The sequence below is a fragment of the uncultured Sutterella sp. genome (assembly GCF_937923675.1).
GTDB lineage: Bacteria > Pseudomonadota > Gammaproteobacteria > Burkholderiales > Burkholderiaceae_F > Sutterella.
Genome location: NZ_CALDXB010000055.1, coordinates 1 through 16,986, shown reverse-complemented (window position 1 = coordinate 16,986; position 16,986 = coordinate 1). Strand labels below are relative to the sequence as shown.

General features: G+C 60.6%; 13 protein-coding genes. 8 read left to right on the top strand and 5 right to left on the bottom strand.

The window, feature by feature from the left end:
• The first annotated feature begins 571 nt into the window (after positions 1 to 571).
• Positions 572 to 1,951 carry a C4-dicarboxylate transporter DcuC gene (dcuC, locus tag Q0106_RS06675; RefSeq protein ID WP_297610624.1) on the top strand — a complete coding sequence of 460 codons (1,380 nt, stop codon included), beginning with the start codon at positions 572 to 574 and terminating at the stop codon, positions 1,949 to 1,951.
• 115 nt (positions 1,952 to 2,066) lie between these two features.
• Here the strand turns inward: dcuC and Q0106_RS06670 are convergent, their stop codons facing one another.
• Entirely contained in the window at positions 2,067 to 3,080 is a 1,014-nt protein-coding gene (locus tag Q0106_RS06670; protein WP_297610620.1) for an ABC transporter substrate-binding protein, read from the bottom strand.
• Between the two features lie 402 nt (positions 3,081 to 3,482).
• Here Q0106_RS06670 and dinB point away from each other — a divergent pair, with 402 nt between their 5' ends.
• Positions 3,483 to 4,571, top strand: coding sequence for a DNA polymerase IV (gene dinB / locus Q0106_RS06665; protein WP_297610616.1), 1,089 nt, complete (start codon positions 3,483 to 3,485; stop codon positions 4,569 to 4,571).
• 13 nt (positions 4,572 to 4,584) lie between these two features.
• Here dinB and Q0106_RS06660 read toward each other — a convergent pair whose 3' ends face one another.
• Positions 4,585 to 5,409, bottom strand: coding sequence for a BPSS1780 family membrane protein (locus Q0106_RS06660; protein WP_297610614.1), 825 nt, complete (start codon positions 5,407 to 5,409; stop codon positions 4,585 to 4,587).
• 150 nt (positions 5,410 to 5,559) lie between these two features.
• Complete coding sequence (locus Q0106_RS06655; RefSeq protein ID WP_295489850.1) at positions 5,560 to 5,994, bottom strand: hypothetical protein; 435 nt, start codon at positions 5,992 to 5,994, stop codon at positions 5,560 to 5,562.
• 296 nt (positions 5,995 to 6,290) lie between these two features.
• On the opposite strand from Q0106_RS06655, the gene polA reads away from it, so the two are divergent.
• Complete coding sequence (gene polA / locus Q0106_RS06650; protein WP_297610610.1) at positions 6,291 to 9,089, top strand: DNA polymerase I; 2,799 nt, start codon at positions 6,291 to 6,293, stop codon at positions 9,087 to 9,089.
• A gap of 89 nt (positions 9,090 to 9,178) precedes the next feature.
• Here the strand turns inward: polA and Q0106_RS06645 are convergent, their stop codons facing one another.
• A complete protein-coding gene (locus tag Q0106_RS06645) occupies positions 9,179 to 9,619 on the bottom strand; it encodes an META domain-containing protein (protein ID WP_297610607.1) in 441 nt (146 codons plus the stop codon).
• Positions 9,620 to 9,830: 211 nt separating this feature from the next.
• Positions 9,831 to 11,063 (bottom strand): dicarboxylate/amino acid:cation symporter, encoded by a 1,233-nt coding sequence (locus Q0106_RS06640; protein WP_297610604.1) that lies wholly within the window; start codon positions 11,061 to 11,063, stop codon positions 9,831 to 9,833.
• A 515-nt stretch (positions 11,064 to 11,578) separates the two neighbouring features.
• On the opposite strand from Q0106_RS06640, the gene Q0106_RS06635 reads away from it, so the two are divergent.
• The 5 genes from Q0106_RS06635 to murB all read left to right on the top strand — a co-directional run bounded on the left by Q0106_RS06635 (position 11,579) and on the right by murB (position 16,937).
• Positions 11,579 to 12,394: a ZIP family metal transporter gene (locus Q0106_RS06635; protein ID WP_297610602.1), complete on the top strand. Its 816-nt coding sequence runs from the start codon at positions 11,579 to 11,581 to the stop codon at positions 12,392 to 12,394.
• A 138-nt stretch (positions 12,395 to 12,532) separates the two neighbouring features.
• Complete coding sequence (gene xseB, locus Q0106_RS06630; RefSeq protein ID WP_297610601.1) at positions 12,533 to 12,784, top strand: exodeoxyribonuclease VII small subunit; 252 nt, start codon at positions 12,533 to 12,535, stop codon at positions 12,782 to 12,784.
• Positions 12,785 to 12,816: 32 nt separating this feature from the next.
• Positions 12,817 to 13,755, top strand: a complete 939-nt coding sequence (locus Q0106_RS06625; protein WP_297610599.1) for a polyprenyl synthetase family protein — start codon at positions 12,817 to 12,819, stop codon at positions 13,753 to 13,755.
• A gap of 49 nt (positions 13,756 to 13,804) precedes the next feature.
• A complete protein-coding gene (gene dxs / locus Q0106_RS06620) occupies positions 13,805 to 15,751 on the top strand; it encodes a 1-deoxy-D-xylulose-5-phosphate synthase (RefSeq protein ID WP_297610596.1) in 1,947 nt (648 codons plus the stop codon).
• A gap of 151 nt (positions 15,752 to 15,902) precedes the next feature.
• The gene (murB, locus tag Q0106_RS06615; protein ID WP_297610593.1) at positions 15,903 to 16,937 is read left to right on the top strand and encodes a UDP-N-acetylmuramate dehydrogenase; all 1,035 of its coding nucleotides are present in this window, start codon (positions 15,903 to 15,905) and stop codon (positions 16,935 to 16,937) included.
• Positions 16,938 to 16,986: the final 49 nt, after the last annotated feature.

Sequence of the window (16,986 nt, the reverse complement as noted above, 5' to 3'; positions counted from 1 at the left end):
CAGAGAGCTGAACAAAGGAACCACCCCGGTAAAATTGGTGGATTCCAGCTAACGGTTTTGTAAAGAGTCTGTGCGTGAGTGCGCACATGATTCTGGAGATGCGGCAGAAGGCTTCAGAGGCGATTTTCAATAGGGCGTGAGCAGATGATTTAATAGCGTGATGGCTATATTGTTTTTATTTCGACATGCCAACGTTCATGCTTAATTTACCATTAAAAACAATAAATAAGGTTTTATATTTTTGATCAATGAATCAATATATAGCTGTATTGCTATTCGATTATAGGAGGATCGCTAGAGTTATCGACTTTATTGCTTCAGCAATATCAGCGCGGAACGCTCAGAAAGTTGTCGGTAGATTAAATGGCGCGCCTGTCCGCAGAAAGTAGAAAAAGAGATTTGCGGAGGGCCTGCATCATCGAAACGAGATTTGCCCGCTTAAAACATGTGCGGCCGGTCTCAGCGCACGTCAGGTGCGCGATGACGCACGAACAGAACGGCATTGCCGCTTCCCGAGCGAAGCAGTCCGAACCGTTCCCTTCGGAGACCCACCAAAAAGGAATACCCATCCATGACCAGCCTGATCATCGCGGGCATCGTGATTCTTTTTGTCGTCACGCTTCTCATCAAAGGCTTCTATCCGCAGGCCGCACTCTTCATCGGCGGTCTTGCGCTCCTCGGCGCTACGGCCGCCTTCGACTTCGGAGAGGTTCTCTCCGCGGATAAGAGCACCAACTTTGCGGCCTTCGATGTGTTCAAGGCTTTCTGCAACGGCTTCTCTTCGCGCATTGCGGGTTTGGGACTCACGCTCATGGCGATCGGCGGCTTTTCGCGCTATATGGAATACGTCGGCGCTTCCGGAGCGCTCTTCTCCGTCTTCGAGCGTCCGCTCTCAAAGATAAAGTCGCCTTACGTTCTTCTTGCGGCAGCCTTCATCTCCTCGCAGTGCCTCGTCGTGTTCATCCCTTCGCACGCCGGGCTGGCGCTCCTTCTCATGGTGATGCTCTATCCGATTCTCATCCGCTCGGGCGTGAGTCCGCTCTCCGCTCTCGGCGTGATCGGCTGCTGCCAGTTCATGGACGTGGGCCCGGGCGCAGGGAGCTCAATCCTCGCCGCACAGATTGCCGGCATGGACGTATCCGAATACTTTGTCTACTACCAGATGCCGCTCTGGCTCGGCATGGTCGTCATCATGACATTCGTCGTGGTTTTCGTTCAGCGCTGTTGGGACCGCTATGAAGGATGGACGGAAAAAACGGGAGCGGCTCAGGCGCAGGCGGCCAGGCGTTCGACCGGGAAGGAGTCTGACTGTGCGCCCAGGATTTATGCAGTGCTTCCCGTCATACCGCTCATTCTGATCATCTGTTTTTCCAAAGTCGCCGGCAGCAGCATCCGCATGGACGTGCTCACCGCAATGGTGATCTCGACCTGCACTGCGATCCTCTTCGAGCTCATCCGTCATCGCAATCTGCGTACCGTGCTCGCAAGCTTTCAGAACTTTTTCGACGGCATGGGCAAGATCCTTGTCGGCGTCGTTTCGCTCATCGTCTGCGGCGAGTTCTTCGCCTCGGGCATCATTAAGTCGGGAGCGCTTGCGACGCTTATTGCCGCCGCTGACAGCGCCGGCTTCGGTCTCGGTTCGATGGTTTTCTTCGCGGGCCTTCTGATGATCGTCATGGCTTTCATCATGGGCTCGGGGAACGCCGCCTTCTTCAGCTTCGCGCCTCTGACGCCTGATATCGCGGCGGCCCTCGGCGTGCCGGTGATCAGCCTTATTTTCCCAATGCAGATTTTTGTCTCCTACGGCCGCGCGGCTTCGCCAATTACGGGCGCCATCATTGCTGTGGCGGGGATGGCGGGCTATTCACCCTTCCAGGTTGCAAAGCGTACCTGCATTCCGATGGGCATTGCAGCCGTGCTTACCTACATCTACTGCTACATTGTTTTCTGATTTGCTGCCTGAGGCAGGTAAGCTCTTCAGAGATGAAAACTCCTTCCGGGATCCGCCGAATCCATAAGCCGGCGGATCCCTTGCGGCGCTTTGGTGTCCGCTTCTCCGGGCGGCGTTATTCGAGCTTCTCGCTCCCATCAAGGACCTTTGCCGGGATCTCAAGTCCGATCGCTGCGGCGGTCTTCAGGTTGATGAGGGGCTTCTGAGCAGTCTGGAAGGCAACCGGCGTATCGGCGGGCTTCTTCTTCCCTTCAAGAATGTCTGCGCCGATCGCGCCCGTCATGCGGCCGAGCTCGTAGTAGTTGACGGAAATCGAGGCAAGGGAGCCCGCGCGCACGAGCGCCGAGTCGCTAGCAACCACGGGGAGCTTCGCGTCGATGGCAAGCTTCGCGACGTTGGCGGCAGCGGAAGCGAGCACGTTGTCGGTCGGAAGCCAGAGCGCGCAGACCTTTCCTCGCATCGAGGCGATCGCCTGAGGCACGTCGTTGACGCTTCCGGCCGCGGCTTCAACTACCGTGATGCCGCGGGCCTTCGCTTCCGCGCGGAATTTCTCAACCTGGTATTCGGCATTGACTTCGCTCGGGTTGAAGATGACGCCGACGGGCTGGGTGCGGGTCTTTTCGCCCGTCAATTCAACGAGAAGCGCGAGCTGGTCGGCAATGGGCCCGAGGTTCGAGACGCCCGTGACGTTGCCGCCGGGCGCCTTGTCCGACTTGACGACGCGTGCGGCTTCAAAGCTCGTCACTGCGGTGGCAACAATGGGAATCGACTTCGTCGACCGGGCCATTGCCTGAAGCGCGGGCGTGGAGGAGGCAAAGATGAGTTCGGACTTTGCCGACACGAAGCGGCTTCCGATATTGGCGAGCGTCGTCTGATCGCCCTGAGCGTTCTGGCGGTCGATGCGGATCTTTTCGCCGTCCTTAAAGCCGCGGGCGGCGAGCTCGTCGATGAAGCCCTTGACGGTGGCGTCAAGCGCCTCATGTTCAACGAGCTGAACGACGCCCACGGGAATGAGGGCGGTTTTTTCCGGGGAGGCGGCGGTCTTCTCCTCGCCGCAGCCGGCGAGTGCGAGTGCAGCAATGATGGCGGCAGCGGAAGCGCGAAGCGTTTGGGAAGAAAGGCGAATCATTTGAGAGGGCTCCGTAGGTACTGGTGAAAATGGTCCGGGACTTGCTGCCCGATGCCTCTGCGAGCCTTCTTTCCTTTCCCCGGGGGTTGAGCGCGGCTCCAACCCCGAAAAAAACAAAAGCCCGCATCAGCTGCGGGCTTGGTATGGAAGGAATTCTTTGACTTATTTCAGAGTCAGGCCTTCGATCGCACCCGCAGCAACGCGTACGGATACGAGTAGTAATAAGCCTGGGCGAACATGGCGCCTGAAGAAATCGTAGTCATGCGCTTCACTTTACCGGAGGGCGCACGACGAGTGAGAGAGAAGAGTTACCCCTAAGATGAATCCTCTAGTCATGCCGCGGGCATAATGGACTTTTCTTCCTGGACATTTTTCCCTTTCCGGCGATTCTTCGCCTTCCTTATGTCTCTCGCTGATCCGGTTTTTCAGAACGATCTCACGCGGCGCATCGTCCACGTGGACATGGATGCGTTCTTTGCTTCGGTCGAGCAGCGCGATCACCCGGAGCTGCGCGGCCTTCCCATTGCCGTAGGGCACGCGGATCGAAGGGGCGTCGTCGCAACGGCGAGCTACGAGGCAAGAAAGTTCGGCGTGAGGAGCGCCATGCCCTCGAGCCGGGCGAAGATGCTCTGCCCGAAGCTCATTTTTGTTGAAAGCCGCATTGCGCGCTACCGCGAGGTCTCTGAAGAAGTCCGCGAAATCTTCCGGCGCTATACCGATCTCGTGGAGCCTCTTTCGATTGACGAGGCGTTTCTCGACGTCACCGAAAACAAGCTCGGCATTGAATACGGCACTGAAGTGGCGCGCCGCATCAAGGCGGACATCCGGCGCGAACTCAATCTCACGGCGAGCGCGGGGGTCTCCTACAACAAGTTCCTCGCGAAAATTGCATCCGACTGGCGCAAGCCCGACGGGCTCTTCACGATTCATCCGGACCGGGCGCAGGACTTTATCGACAGGCTTCCCGTCGAATCCTTCTGGGGCGTGGGACCCGCCACCGCAAAGCGCCTTCATGAGATCGGGATCACAACGGGGCTTGAGATGAGGCTCGCGAGCTTCAGGTTCCTCACGGATCGCTTCGGCGCGGCTGGCGCGCTTTTCTACAAATGCGCCCGGGGAATTGATCTGAGGCCCGTGCGGCCGACGCGGGAGCGTAAGAGCGTCGGCTGCGAGGAAACCTTTTCAGAGGATATTCCGGCAGGAGACGAGCTTAATGCGCGCCTCTCCGAGATCGCCTCTCACCTCGTGAAGCGCCTCGCCCGGCATGAATTCAGAGGGCGGACCCTCACCCTCAAGGTGCGCTTTGCGGACTTCACGACAAAAACCCGGAGCGTTACGGCGCTCCGGGCTTTCGAGGATGAGGCTTTTGTGAGGCAGAAGGCTGAGGAGCTTCTTGCCGGAATCGAGATTCCTCCCGCAGGCGTGAGGCTTCTCGGCCTTGCGGTAAGTCAGCCCGAAAATTCAGGGCCCATGGAGGAAACGCTATTTTAAGAGCGGCCTCGCGTCATGGAAGACGCGTCATCGAGCCGTCGTCCTTCGACTCCAGGTCTTCGGGCATCGAGCCGTCAGGGAGCGAGCCCGCAAAGATGTCGCGGAACATGACCCAGATCCCCGCCTGGCCGATGGAGGTGAAGAGCGCGGCGACGAGGGGCGCAAGGAACGCAAAGAGCTGCGGGACGCCGAGAAGGCCGAAGACGACCTCAAGTCCCATGAAGAGCGCGAAGGCCGCGGCACCGGCAATAAGCACCCAGACGAGCACGGGGCCGATGGCGCGAAGGACGCCGAAGAAGGAATAAAAGAGGCTCTTTCCCACCTTCTGGCGGTTCTGCACGATGAGAAGCGGCGAAAAGAGCGTCATCATGAGAAGCGGCAGATAGAGGATGAACATCACGGCAAAGGCCGTGTAGGGAAAGTTCGACGTAATCGACGCGAGGTCGATCCCTTCGGCGGTGATCTTCCATTTGTCGAGCGCGTCGGCGCCGAGCGTGCTGAAGATCAGCATGTCGACTTCCATCCAGACGCTCGAAATGAGGCCGAGGATGAGGAGCGGATAGCGCGAGGTCTTGTCGCGGAAGATCGCGATGAGCGTGCTGTAGACCGGAACGCGGCCGGCGAGCGTATCTCTTGCGGCAAAGCCCGTGAGGACCGATGCGTAGGGCATCCAGAGGCTCGCGAGGAGCGTCCCGATGAAGGGGATTCCCGTGAGCATTCCGCTCACGAGAAGCGAAAAGATGACGATCGCCGGGTAGGAGAGCGGCTGCATTCTGACGGCGCGGCAGGATTCCCTGAACCAGGAGAGGCCGAGCGAGAGCGGAAGGGCTTGAGACATGAAGGAAAGCGTTGGTGTCGAAGGAGATGCGGGAAGTTTGGCGGCGGTTTGAAGAGGAGCCAGTCGGCTCTCCTATAGAAGAGGGCGCCCGCTCCGCAAGGGAGCTGGCGCCCGTCTTCCCTCAAAGAAGCCTCTTCGGAGGCTTTATCGTTACCAGCCGAACTCAATGAGCTTCGGCGTTCCGAGCGTTCCGCTCGGGTTCTTGCCGGGCGTCGTATCGATCGGCCGGTCGGCGCGGTTTTCGATCCGATAGGGGATCTTGGTGCTGCCCGGCGTGACGACGTACTCGGTCACGTGGTTGTTCGGATCGCGCACCGCTTCAATCTTGGTGCGCTTGTCGTTGTTGCGCGGCGCTCTGTCGCCGCGCTCGCGCGCTTCGCGCGCACGCTCCATGTCCTCTTCCGTGGGCGCAATCGACATGTCGGCGTCGGGCGCCTTGGGTTCAAGACGACGGGCAGGCTGAGGAGCCGCAGCGCCCTGAGCGGCAACGTCGCCCGCATAGGGCGGAGGCGCATCAAGGGGGGCGGCCTGAGTGCTCATCGCGAAGACGAGACCGAGAGCGGCGGAAAGAAGAATCTTCTGCATAAATACTTGAAAACCAATGCCGGCCGCGAGGCAATGCTTCATTGCTCCGGCGACCGCATAAGAAGCACTTTGAGGCGGAAAACTGCCTTCGGGCTTCCATAATCAAATTGTGCCACGGGGAGCCGGTGGATGGCGTCATTCAGCGGGAAGCATTTCGTGTGCGGATATTGCCCGAAGGATGCCGGTCCGCTTCGGGAAACGAGGGATGGGTTGACGGGAAAGCGGGCGCCGCGCCGCTTCCTCGCGTATGCTTCTCACTCAACAAAGGATCCTCGAGATATTCCCGGGTGAACGTGATGCCAAAGCTTCTTCTTATTGACGGTTCAAACTATCTTTTCCGCGCCTACCATGCGCTTCCGCCCCTTACGACGTCGACGGGCGAACCCACCGGCGCGATCAAGGGCTTCCTCGGAATGCTCTCGCGCGTTCAGTCGCTCGCGAAGCCCGATATGGCCGCAGTCGTCTTCGACGCGCCGGGAAAGACCTTCCGTCACGAGATGTATCCCGAGTACAAGGCGAACCGCCCGCCCATGCCGGACGACCTGCGCGTGCAGATCGAACCTCTTGAAAAGGTTGTGGCCGCGCTCGGCTGGAAGGTGCTCATCGTTCCCGGGATCGAAGCCGACGACGTGATCGGGTCGCTTTCGGCAATGGCAAAGCGCGAGGGCGTGAAGTCCGTTGTTGCAACGGGCGACAAGGACCTCTCGCAGCTCGTCGACGACGACGTAGTGATCCTCAATACGATGAACACGAAGTTCTACGACCGTGCGGGCGTCATTGAAAAGTACGGCGTGCCGCCCGAGCGCATGATCGACTACCTCGCGCTCATGGGCGACAAGGTCGACAACGTCCCCGGCATCAAGGGGTGCGGACCGAAGACGGCGGCCAAGTGGGTGGCCGAATTCGGCGGCATCGACGCCATCCGGGCTGCGGCGCCGGCTATGAAGGGAAAGATCGGCGAAAACCTCCGTGCAGGGCTTCCGTTCCTCGATGAAGCTGTGGCGCTCGTCACCGTGAAGTGCGATGCGGAAATTCCGGGCGTGAAGTCTCTTGCCGACCTCTCCTTCGCCCCGGGGGATGCCGGGGCGCTCAACGCTTTTTCCGAGCGCTGGGAAATTTCGCGAACAACGCTTGCCCGCGCCGAAGCGCTCAAGGGGGATTCTGCCGGATCGCAGACGGGAAGCGCATCCGCTGCATCTTCAGGAGCGGCTCCGAAAGCCGTCCCGGCGGCAAAGCTCCGCGTCGTTGCCGAAGACCGCCCGGAACTGCCGGTCGAGGGCGAACCCTTCCCCGAGGACTATCAGAATCCGGACGCCATTCCCTTTACGGAAGTGACGGATCCCGACGGGCTCGAAGCCCTCGTCAGGGTGCTGAAAACGCCCCGCACCGAACCCGTTGCGGTTTCGCTCCTTTACGACGGCGCCCCGCGCCACGCTGACCTCGGGGGCTTCGGCATTGCGCTGAGCCCCAAGGAAGTCTATGTGGCTCAATCCTCCGTCGGGCTCTCGATCGACAAAATCGCCGCTGCCCTCAAGCCCTGGTTCGAACGGGAAACGCCCAAAATCTTTCATGACGGCAAATCCGCCATGCATGCGCTCGAGGCTCAGGAAATCTTTGTCGAGGGCGTGGTCGACGACGTGCGCCTCATGGACTACACGCTCGAAGCTCATCTCTCCCATGACCTCGACAAAATCGCGCGCCGCGTGCTGAGAAGAAAGCTCCCGACCCGCGACGAGGTTCTCGGAAAAGGCGCGAAGCGCCGCCACTGGCGCGAGGTCGAGCCCGAAGCTTCGGCGCTTCTCCTCTCGGAAGAGGCGGCCGCCATCCGTGCCGCGGGTTCGGTTCTGCGCGCGCGCCTTGATGCGGACCCGAAGCTTGCAAACGTCTACGACTCGATCGAGCGCCCGCTCCTTCCGGTTCTCTATCACATGGAAGCGGTCGGGATCACGCTCGACGCGAAGCTTCTGAGAAACGAATCCGCCGAGCTCGGCGTGGAAATCGAGAAGCTCGCTCAGGCCGCGGAAAATGCGGCGGGCCGGCCCTTTAATCTCGCGAGCCCCAGGCAGCTCGCTGAAATTCTCTTTGTCGAGCAGAAGATCCCCGTCATCAAGAAGACGGCCTCCGGGTCGCCATCGACCGACGAAGAGGTGCTCACCGAACTAGCGCTCGACTATCCGCTTCCCAAAATCATTCTCGAGCACAGAAGGCTCACGAAGCTCAAAAGCACGTATCTCGACAAGCTCCCCCTCATGATCGACCGCGACGGGCGCGTGCATACGACCTTCGGCCAGGCGGTCGCCGTCACCGGGCGTCTCGCGAGTTCGGATCCGAACCTGCAGAACATTCCGGCGCGAACCCCGGAGGGAAGGCGAATCCGCGACGCCTTTGTCGCTCAGGACGGCTGGACGATCGTCGACGCCGACTATTCGCAGGTCGAGCTTCGCATCATGGCGCATCTCTCGCAGGACGAGGGACTGCTCTCAGCTTTTGCCCGCGGAGAGGATGTGCACCGCTCAACCGCTTCGGAAGTTTTCGGCGTGCCCCTCGATCGCGTGACGCCCGACGAACGCCGCATGGCGAAGGTGATCAACTTCGGCCTCATCTACGGCATGAGCGCCTTCGGACTTGCGCAGCAGCTCGGGCTCGACCGCAAGGTGGCGGCCGCCTACGTCGAGCGCTACTTCCAGCGCTTCCCCGGCGTGCGCCGCTACATGGATGAAACGCGCGCGCGGGCGGCCGAGGACGGATATGTTGAAACCGTATTCGGCCGCAGACTCTGGATTCCCGACATCCGCTCGAGCCGTCCGATGGTCCGCGCAGGCGCCGAGCGCGCAGCCATCAATGCGCCGATGCAGGGGACGGCCGCCGACATCATCAAGCGCGCCATGATCTCGGTGGAAAAGTGGATCCTCGAAGACAGACTGAAAGCCATGCTGCTCCTTCAGGTGCACGACGAACTTGTTCTCGAAGTGCCTGAAAACGAAGTGGAGCTCGTGAAGAAGAAGCTCCCTGAGCTCATGGCTCAAGCGGCCTCGCTCTCGGTGCCGCTCATTGCCGAGGTCGGAACCGGCCGCACCTGGGGCGAATCGCACTGATTCGCGATCAAAAAAACGCAGAATCGAAAAAGCCCGGCGTTCGAGAGGAACTGCCGGGCTTTTTCAGAATTCAGAAAACCGATGCGGGATCAATCGCATTTTCCCGCGCGCTCGGGGACGAGCGTGACGATCTTTTTGCCGTCGGCATCCCAGAGATCAATGCCCTCGCCCGCCTGAGTGGCGTAGCGGACCTGGCGCAGGAACCCGAGGAATTCGTCCTCAACCTTCATGAATTGAGGTGCGCAGAGCTTCATCGTGGTCGCGACCTCGCCGAGGTCGAGGCTCGTTCCGTTCTGCTTGTATTGACCGAGGAGCCGGTTGCAGCCGGCGAGACCCGAGAGGCGGCCCTCAGCGCTGAAGGAAATCGTGGGCGGAAGTTCGCAGTCCTCGCTCACGCCGCCCGTCCACATGAAGGACTTGCCGGCAAGCTCGGGGGCCTTCCCCTGAGGACCGGCATTTCCGCCGGTGGCGGCGCAGCCGGCGGCAAGGGCGGCGCAAAGAAGAGCGGGAAGAAGAGGCTTGAAGCTCATTTGTCATCTCCTGATTTATTTTTCGGCAACGGCTGCCTGGATCGCGTGGAATCGACGGCGACCGGTCATTTTGAGGCTGATGCTACATGAGACGGCGGGCGACGGCCGCAGCCCGTAAAAAACTGAAATGATTTTCTTCGCCTGACCGTTCAAAAAGAAAGGCTCCGTTTCCGGAGCCTTTCGGGAGTGAATCCGTTAAAGGTAAGCGGAATTACGCTTCGCCTTCCTGATAGGGTTCGCTGTTGAGGTCGCCCTCGAGGTTCGTGACGACGATGGCGGAGGCCACGTCGCCCACCACATTGATCGACGTACGGATCATGTCGAGGATACGGTCGATGCCGGCGATGAGGGCCACGGCTTCAAGGGGGATGCCCACCTGCGTGAAGACGACGGTCGTCATGATGAGGCCGGCGCCCGGGACGCCCGCGGTGCCGATGGCGGCGAGAACGCCCATCAGAACGACGGTGAGCTGGTCGGAGAGCGTGAGGTGAATGCCGAAGACTTCAGCCGCGAAGATCGCGCAGACGCCCATGTAGACGGCCGTGCCGTTCATGTTGACGGTGTTGCCGAGCGGGATCGAGAAGGAAGCGATCGACTTCGTGGCGCCCAGGCGGCGGGCAGCCTTGAGGTTGGCAGGAAGCGCAGCCGCAGAGGAGCAGGTCGTGAAGGCGACGAGCCAGGGCTCGAAGATGCCCTTCAGGAACTTCGCGGGACCGGTCTTGCCGAGGAACATCACCATCGGGATGAGGATCAGGAAGACGAGGACGACCGTTGCAATGAAGGACGTGAGGATGAGGGAGAAGAGCGGGAGGAGCACCGCGAGGCCGTGCTTCGCAACCGTGAAGGCGATGAGGCCGAAGACGCCGATCGGAGCGTACATCATGACGTAGCCCGTCACGCGGATCATCACGTCGCCCACGATTTCAAAGAAGTGAAGCACGGGCTTGCCGCGCTCGCCGAGCGCCGCGAGGCCGAAGCCGAAGATCACCGCAAAGAAGATGATCTGGAGCATCGAGCCCTTGGCCATGGCTTCCATCGGGTTGATCGGCACGATGTTGAGAAGCGTCTCGGAGAGGCTCGGGGCCTTCACGGCCTTGGCGACCAGGCCGTCGGTCGAGAGATCGAGACCGAGGCCCGGCTGGATGAGGTTCGCGAAGAGGAGGCCGATCGCCACGGCGATGGCGGTCGTGATCGCGTAGACGACGAGGACCTTGCCGGCAACGCGGCCGAGCTTCGAGGTGTCGGAAATGCCGGCAGCGCCCGCAATGATCGTTGCGACAACGAGGGGAACCACCACCATGCGGATCAGGCGGATGAAGAGCGTGCCCAGGGGCTGCAGATAGGTCTGAGCAAACTGAGAGTCAACGATTGCGCCGACTATGACGCCGAGCGCGAGGCCGATCATCATCTGCCAGGCTAGTGAAATCCTGCATTTGGATGCCATGATTAATGTCTCCTGCGCCGGAATACGGCGCATTTTCTTTTTGAGTCAGAGAACCGAGAGCCGGACGGGACGCTTCTGTTGGGTTTTGATTGAGATCAGAAGCCGACCGGCCCTGAACACTCCGGCTTGAATCGATTATAGGAAGGCGTTTTCGCGAAAAATCACCGACTTGACTTAAGTATTTCTGCGTATTAAATCTTTTGCAGAATGTATTTCGAAATCAATTCCATGAATTTCAATGGCACTTTTTCAGGAATGCTCCGGACTCAAAATTGCTTTTCTTTGTTCAAAAGCAAATGGCCCGAACAAAATCGGAAACCCCAAGCCGGGGATTCTGAGTCAAACGCTTCAGCGAGTAGGTGAAGGGACGAAAAGACGGGGAATAAATCAGCTCTTTTCAAGAGGAGTCCCTTAAAGAATTGCCGGCATGAGATAAATAGGGATTCACCCTTACGTTTTTTCCACAGGGCGTAGAATGCTTCCATTGTTATTTTTCGATTTTTTTGTCGGACACCATGAGCTTTCTTCTTTGCCTTGAAGTGTTCCTTGCCAATTTCCTCACCCGCGGAGCCGCCATTTTGTGCGCCTTCTGGCTGGTGACGCGCCCCTTCGCGCGCTTCGGAGACGTGATGCTCGCCGCTGCGAGCGGCTTTCTCCTCACTATGTCCTTCACGCACCTGCTCCCGGAAGCCTTTGAGGCCGACGGCGCCGACCCGCATGCGCTCGGAATCGCAATGCTCGGGGTGGTGCTCCTCTTCATCATTGCGGGGTGCCTCCTGGGTGGCGGTCATGCGCACGATGGAGCCCGGGGAGAAGAGCGGAGCCTCCCCGCGCTTTTTGCGGCGGCGTCGCTTCACGGCTTCGTCGACGGCATTCTGATTGCGACCACATTCCTCGTGAGCGAATCAGCCGGGTGGCTCGCGGCCCTTGCCGTTCTCATGCATGAACTGCCGCAGCAGGCGGGCTTCATGGTGATTCTTAAGAATGCAGGAAAAAGTTCCCGGGCGGCGCTCCTTTTCTGCTCCGGGATTGCACTCTCGGCCGTTCTCGGAGGCTTTGCCGGGCTCGCAGCGATCGGAAGCTTCAGGGGACTTCTTCCCTATGCGCTCGCGATGTCCGCGGCGTCCTTCGTCTACATCACGCTCTTTGCGCTGCTGCCTGAGGTTTTTGAAGGCTCTGACGGAAAGGGCGCCCGCGTGAAGAGGCTCGTCGCCGTTCTCGCCGGGTGCGCCCTCTCGCTCCTTCTTTTAGGCGCCGCGCACGAGCATGAGCACGACCACGCGCCGATTGAGGGCTTTCATGCGCCGCATGAGGATGTCCGCCGCGGATGAGGCGCCTCATCGCCCGGCGCTTCCATAAAGGAAGATTTCAGGCGTCGCCCGCTACAATCACGGGCAGGCCGCAGGAAATAGGAGAGAGCGTCTTTCCTCCCTGCGGAAACCATCTTTCTCAAATCAGCTGAGGGATACATGACCGAAGCAGTCCAAAAGCCGGCAAGGCCGCCGGAAGAGCTTTCCTTTGAGGAGGCGCTCGCCGAGCTCGAGGCCCTGACCTCGCAGATGGCATCAGGCACCGTGACGCTCGAGGAGAGCGTGAAGGGGTATGAAAGGGGCGCGAAGCTCCTTCTTCGCTGCCGCTCGGAACTCGCGCGCGCGAGAGAGGCGATTGAGCGTATCCGCGCCGAAAATCCAGGCGTCGCAGAGGGCGACTCGACCTTCTGACCAGAAAGACCTCAAGTGAACGGAGACGAGACATGACGGCTCAAGCGGAAGAGGAACGGGCAACCGGCTTTGAGGCCTGGTCGCACGACCGGGCAAGACATTTCGAATGGGCGGCGGAATCGATGATGCCGCGCCCGGGCGCAGGTCCGAAGCGCCTCATCGGCGCCATGCGCTATGCCGTCCTCGGGGGCGGAAAGCGCATCCGGCCGCTTCTCTGCTATGCAGCGGGCGAAATCACCGGTGCGGATGAAGCAGTGCTTGATCGCGCGGCGCTTGCGCTCGAGATGATCCACAGCTACAGCCTCGTGCACGACGACATGCCGTCGATGGACAACGACACCCTGCGCCGCGGCCGCCCGACCTGCCACGTGCAGTACGGCGAGGCGCTTGCGATGCTTGCGGGCGATGCGCTCCAGGCCGAGGCCTTCACCGTCATTTCCGTTCCTCAGGTTCCTGCGGAAATCGCCGCGCGCCTCACGCAGACGCTCGCGCGTGCCGCGGGCGTCTGGGGCATGTGCGGCGGTCAGGCGCTCGACCTCGCCATGGTGGGCGAACATCCGGGCGAAGCCGAACTCCTTCGCATGCAGGCGATGAAGACGGGCGCGATGATTCTCGCCTCCGTTCTGATGGGCGCTCAGTCGGGGGGATGGGAAAAGCTCGGCGACGGCGCGAAGGCGGGGCTCGTGCAGTACGCGCAGTCGCTCGGCGTCGCCTTCCAGGTGGTCGACGACATTCTCGACTGCACGCAGGATACGAAAACGCTCGGCAAAACGGCCGGCAAGGACGAAAAGGACGACAAGCCCACCTGGGTGTCGCTTCTCGGTCTTGAGGGCGCCCGTGAGCGCGCGGCGGAGCTCGAAAAGGAGGCGCTTCAGGCGCTCCGGCTTGTTGAGGCAGATCCGGAGGTGCCTGAAGCGGCTGCCGATCGACTCAGGGAAATCGCGCTCTACGTAGTAAACCGCACCCATTAAATCTCAAAAACCGCCAAAATACCTTATTTGCACCCTCAGGCCACCCAGCATGTTTTCAGGCACTTCGCATAAAGCCTCTTCGTCGGGAGAGATCGACTACAGCGCTCCCATGGACTATCCGCTTCTTGACGAAGTCACGGGCGTTGATGCGCTCAGAAAGCTTCCTGTGGAGGAACTCCCCGAACTCGCGCGGGAGCTGAGGCACTTCATGGTGCGCTCGGTTGCGAAGACGGGCGGCCACCTCTCGAGTTCCTTGGGCGCCGTGGAGCTCGCGATTGCGCTCCATTACGTCTTCAACACCCCGTACGACCGCATCATCTGGGACGTGGGGCATCAGGCGTATGCGCACAAGATCCTGACGGGGCGCAGAGAAGGCATGGCGAAGCTGAGGATGCTGAACGGCCTCTCCGGCTTCCCGAAGCGCTCCGAGTCTCCTTTCGACGCTTTCGGCACGGCCCACAGCTCCACTTCCATTTCCGCCGCGCTCGGCATGGCGGTGGCCGCTCACCTTGAAGGCCAGAACGACCGCTGGGCGATTGCCGTGATCGGCGACGGCGCCCTCACGGGGGGCATGGCGATTGAGGCCCTCAATGACGCGGGCGTCTGGAAGAAGGGCCTGAGGCTTCTCGTCATCGTGAACGACAACGACTGCTCGATCTCGCCCCCTGCCGGGGCGCTTTCAAAGCACCTCGCGAAGATCGTCTCGACGCGGGCCTTCAACAGCGCGCGCGAAATGAGCAAACGCATGATGAAGCCGATTCCGCGCCTCTGGGAGGTTGCGAAGCTCGCCGAACGCCAGACGATCGGGTTCTTGAGCCCCCAGTCGGCGCTCTTTTCGGCATTCGACATCAACTACTACGGCCCCGTGGACGGGCACGATGTCGAGAGCCTCGTGAGCGTGCTTAAAAACCTCCGCGAAATGGACAGGCCCATCGTTCTTCATGTCGCGACGATGAAGGGCAAGGGCTATGCGCCCGCTGAGGCCGATCCCACGCTCTATCACGGCGTCTCCCCCTTTGATCCTGCAAAGGGCATCGTCAAGTCGAATGCCCCTTCGAAGCCCACCTACACGCAGGTCTTCAGCCGCTGGATCTGCGACATGGCGGCGCACGACAAGCGCCTCTATGCCATTACGCCCGCCATGCGCGAGGGCTCGGGGCTCGTGGAATTCAACCGCCTTTATCCGGACCGCTACCGCGACGTCGCGATCGCCGAACAGCATTCGGGCACCTATGCCGCGGGCCTTGCCTGCGGCGGCATGAAGCCCGTGCTCGCCATCTATTCGACGTTCCTTCAGCGCGGGCTTGATCAGCTCATTCACGACGTTGCGCTCCAGAACCTTCCCGTCATGTTCGCAATCGACCGCGGCGGCATCGTTGGCGCTGACGGCGCAACGCACCAGGGCGTCTTCGACATTGTGGAGCTCAGAAGCGTCCCCAACATGACCGTGATGACGCCCTCGGACGAACGCGAGACGAGGCTCATGCTCAACACCGCCTATTTCATGGAGACGCCCGCATCGGTGCGCTATCCGCGCGGGAAGGGCCCGGGCGTCGAGGCCGGGACGGACTTTGAGACCATTCCCATCGGCGTCTCGAAGACGCTCATGAAGGGGTCAAAAGCTGCCTTCCTCGGCTTCGGCTCCATGACGGGCGTTCTGAAGCCCGTGGCGGAAGCGCTCGGCGGCACCCTGATCGACATGCGCTTTGTGAAGCCCATCGACCGCGACGCCATTCTTGAGGCCGCCCGCACGCATGAGCTCATCGTGACGGCTGAGGAAGGCGCGCTGATGGGGGGCGCAGGCGACGCGGTGATGGAGGTGCTCGCCGATGCGGGCGTCGCGCTTCCGGTGATGCGCTTCGGCATCCCGGATGAATTCATCGAACAGGGAACGCAGAAGGAAATTTACGAACTCCTGGGGCTCACCCCGCAGGCGATTGAAGCAAAGGTACGCGAACGCCTCGCGGAGATTGAGCTTAATAAAGCAGAGGCTTGATTCCTCTTTTTTCGCTTTCCTTCAGACTTTTCGCCCGGAAGTTCTCAATGGAGCGCTCCCGGGCGAAATGTTTTTTGAGCGCCCGAATGCCTTCCTATAATCCTCTGAAGACTTCCCCTCAACCCGAGGGATTCATGTTGTGAGGTTTGAAATGATAAAAATCAGAGAAAATTATTCACTTGACGACCGCACAACCTTCGGGGTCCGGGCGACGGCAGAAGCCTGGGCCGAGGCCGGAACGACGGCCGAACTCATGGAAGCGGTTGAGGCCGCTAAGGAACGCGGCTGGCCGCTTCATGTTCTCGGGGGCGGCTCGAACGTCATTCTGATGAGTCGCGTTCCCGGACTCGTTCTTCATCCGGTTTTTCACGGCATTCGCAGGGAAGCTGAAAAGGACGGCACGCTGATCGTCGCGGGCGCCTCTGAAGCACTCGACAAGCTCGTCCGCACGTCGATCGAATGGGGCCTCGCCGGCCTCGAAAATCTCGCCGCCATCCCCGGCACGGTTGCGGGCGCGGTCGTTCAGAATGCCGGCGCCTACGGGCTCGAAATCGCCGAGCGCCTTGCCTGGTGCCGGGCTCTGGATACGGAGACGGGAGAAGAACGGGTCTTCACGACCGAAGACTGCGACTTCGGCTACCGCTCGAGCTTCTTTAAAACGGAAGCCGGAAAGCGCTTCATTATTCTCGAGGCGGCTTTCCGCCTTCCGGCCCGCTGGACGCCGGTGATTGCCTATAAGGAGCTCGCGCTTCAGTTCGGAGGAAAGGATTCAGACGCCGCAACGCCCGCAGCCGTTGAGGCAAAGGTCCGCGAAATCCGCGCGGCCAAGCTCCCCGATCCCAGGGAGACTGGGAGCGCCGGGTCCTTCTTCAAGAACCCGGTTGTTGCGAAACTGAAGGCACGGGAGCTTATTACCCTTCATCCTTCGCTGGTGACCTATCCGCTCGCCGGCGGCCGCGCGAAGCTCGCAGCCGGCTGGCTCATCGACGCCGCGGGACTTAAGGGCTATGCCAAAGAGAAGGTCGGCGTCTGGCCCAAACACGCTCTCATTCTCGTCAACCGGGGCGGCGCCACGGGCGAGGATGTCCTTCGCTTCGCGCACGAGGTGAGAGATCGCGTCGAACGGCGCTTCGGCGTGGAGTTAGAACCCGAACCCGTCATCATGGGCGCGGACTGGGACGATTGAGTCTCTGAAGCGTTTGTTTACGCTTTTTGCTTTTTCTTCGGGTTTCCTC

Excerpts from the sequence above, each read along its gene's own strand:
- dcuC (WP_297610624.1), top strand. The coding sequence starts at position 572 with ATGACCAGCCTGATCATCGCGGGCATCGTGATTCTTTTTGTCGTCACG.
- Q0106_RS06670 (WP_297610620.1), bottom strand. The coding sequence starts at position 3,080 with ATGATTCGCCTTTCTTCCCAAACGCTTCGCGCTTCCGCTGCCGCCATC.
- dinB (WP_297610616.1), top strand. The coding sequence starts at position 3,483 with ATGTCTCTCGCTGATCCGGTTTTTCAGAACGATCTCACGCGGCGCATC.
- Q0106_RS06660 (WP_297610614.1), bottom strand. The coding sequence starts at position 5,409 with ATGTCTCAAGCCCTTCCGCTCTCGCTCGGCCTCTCCTGGTTCAGGGAA.
- Q0106_RS06655 (WP_295489850.1), bottom strand. The coding sequence starts at position 5,994 with ATGCAGAAGATTCTTCTTTCCGCCGCTCTCGGTCTCGTCTTCGCGATG.
- polA (WP_297610610.1), top strand. The coding sequence starts at position 6,291 with ATGCCAAAGCTTCTTCTTATTGACGGTTCAAACTATCTTTTCCGCGCC.
- Q0106_RS06645 (WP_297610607.1), bottom strand. The coding sequence starts at position 9,619 with ATGAGCTTCAAGCCTCTTCTTCCCGCTCTTCTTTGCGCCGCCCTTGCC.
- Q0106_RS06640 (WP_297610604.1), bottom strand. The coding sequence starts at position 11,063 with ATGGCATCCAAATGCAGGATTTCACTAGCCTGGCAGATGATGATCGGC.
- Q0106_RS06635 (WP_297610602.1), top strand. The coding sequence starts at position 11,579 with ATGAGCTTTCTTCTTTGCCTTGAAGTGTTCCTTGCCAATTTCCTCACC.
- xseB (WP_297610601.1), top strand. The coding sequence starts at position 12,533 with ATGACCGAAGCAGTCCAAAAGCCGGCAAGGCCGCCGGAAGAGCTTTCC.
- Q0106_RS06625 (WP_297610599.1), top strand. The coding sequence starts at position 12,817 with ATGACGGCTCAAGCGGAAGAGGAACGGGCAACCGGCTTTGAGGCCTGG.
- dxs (WP_297610596.1), top strand. The coding sequence starts at position 13,805 with ATGTTTTCAGGCACTTCGCATAAAGCCTCTTCGTCGGGAGAGATCGAC.
- murB (WP_297610593.1), top strand. The coding sequence starts at position 15,903 with ATGATAAAAATCAGAGAAAATTATTCACTTGACGACCGCACAACCTTC.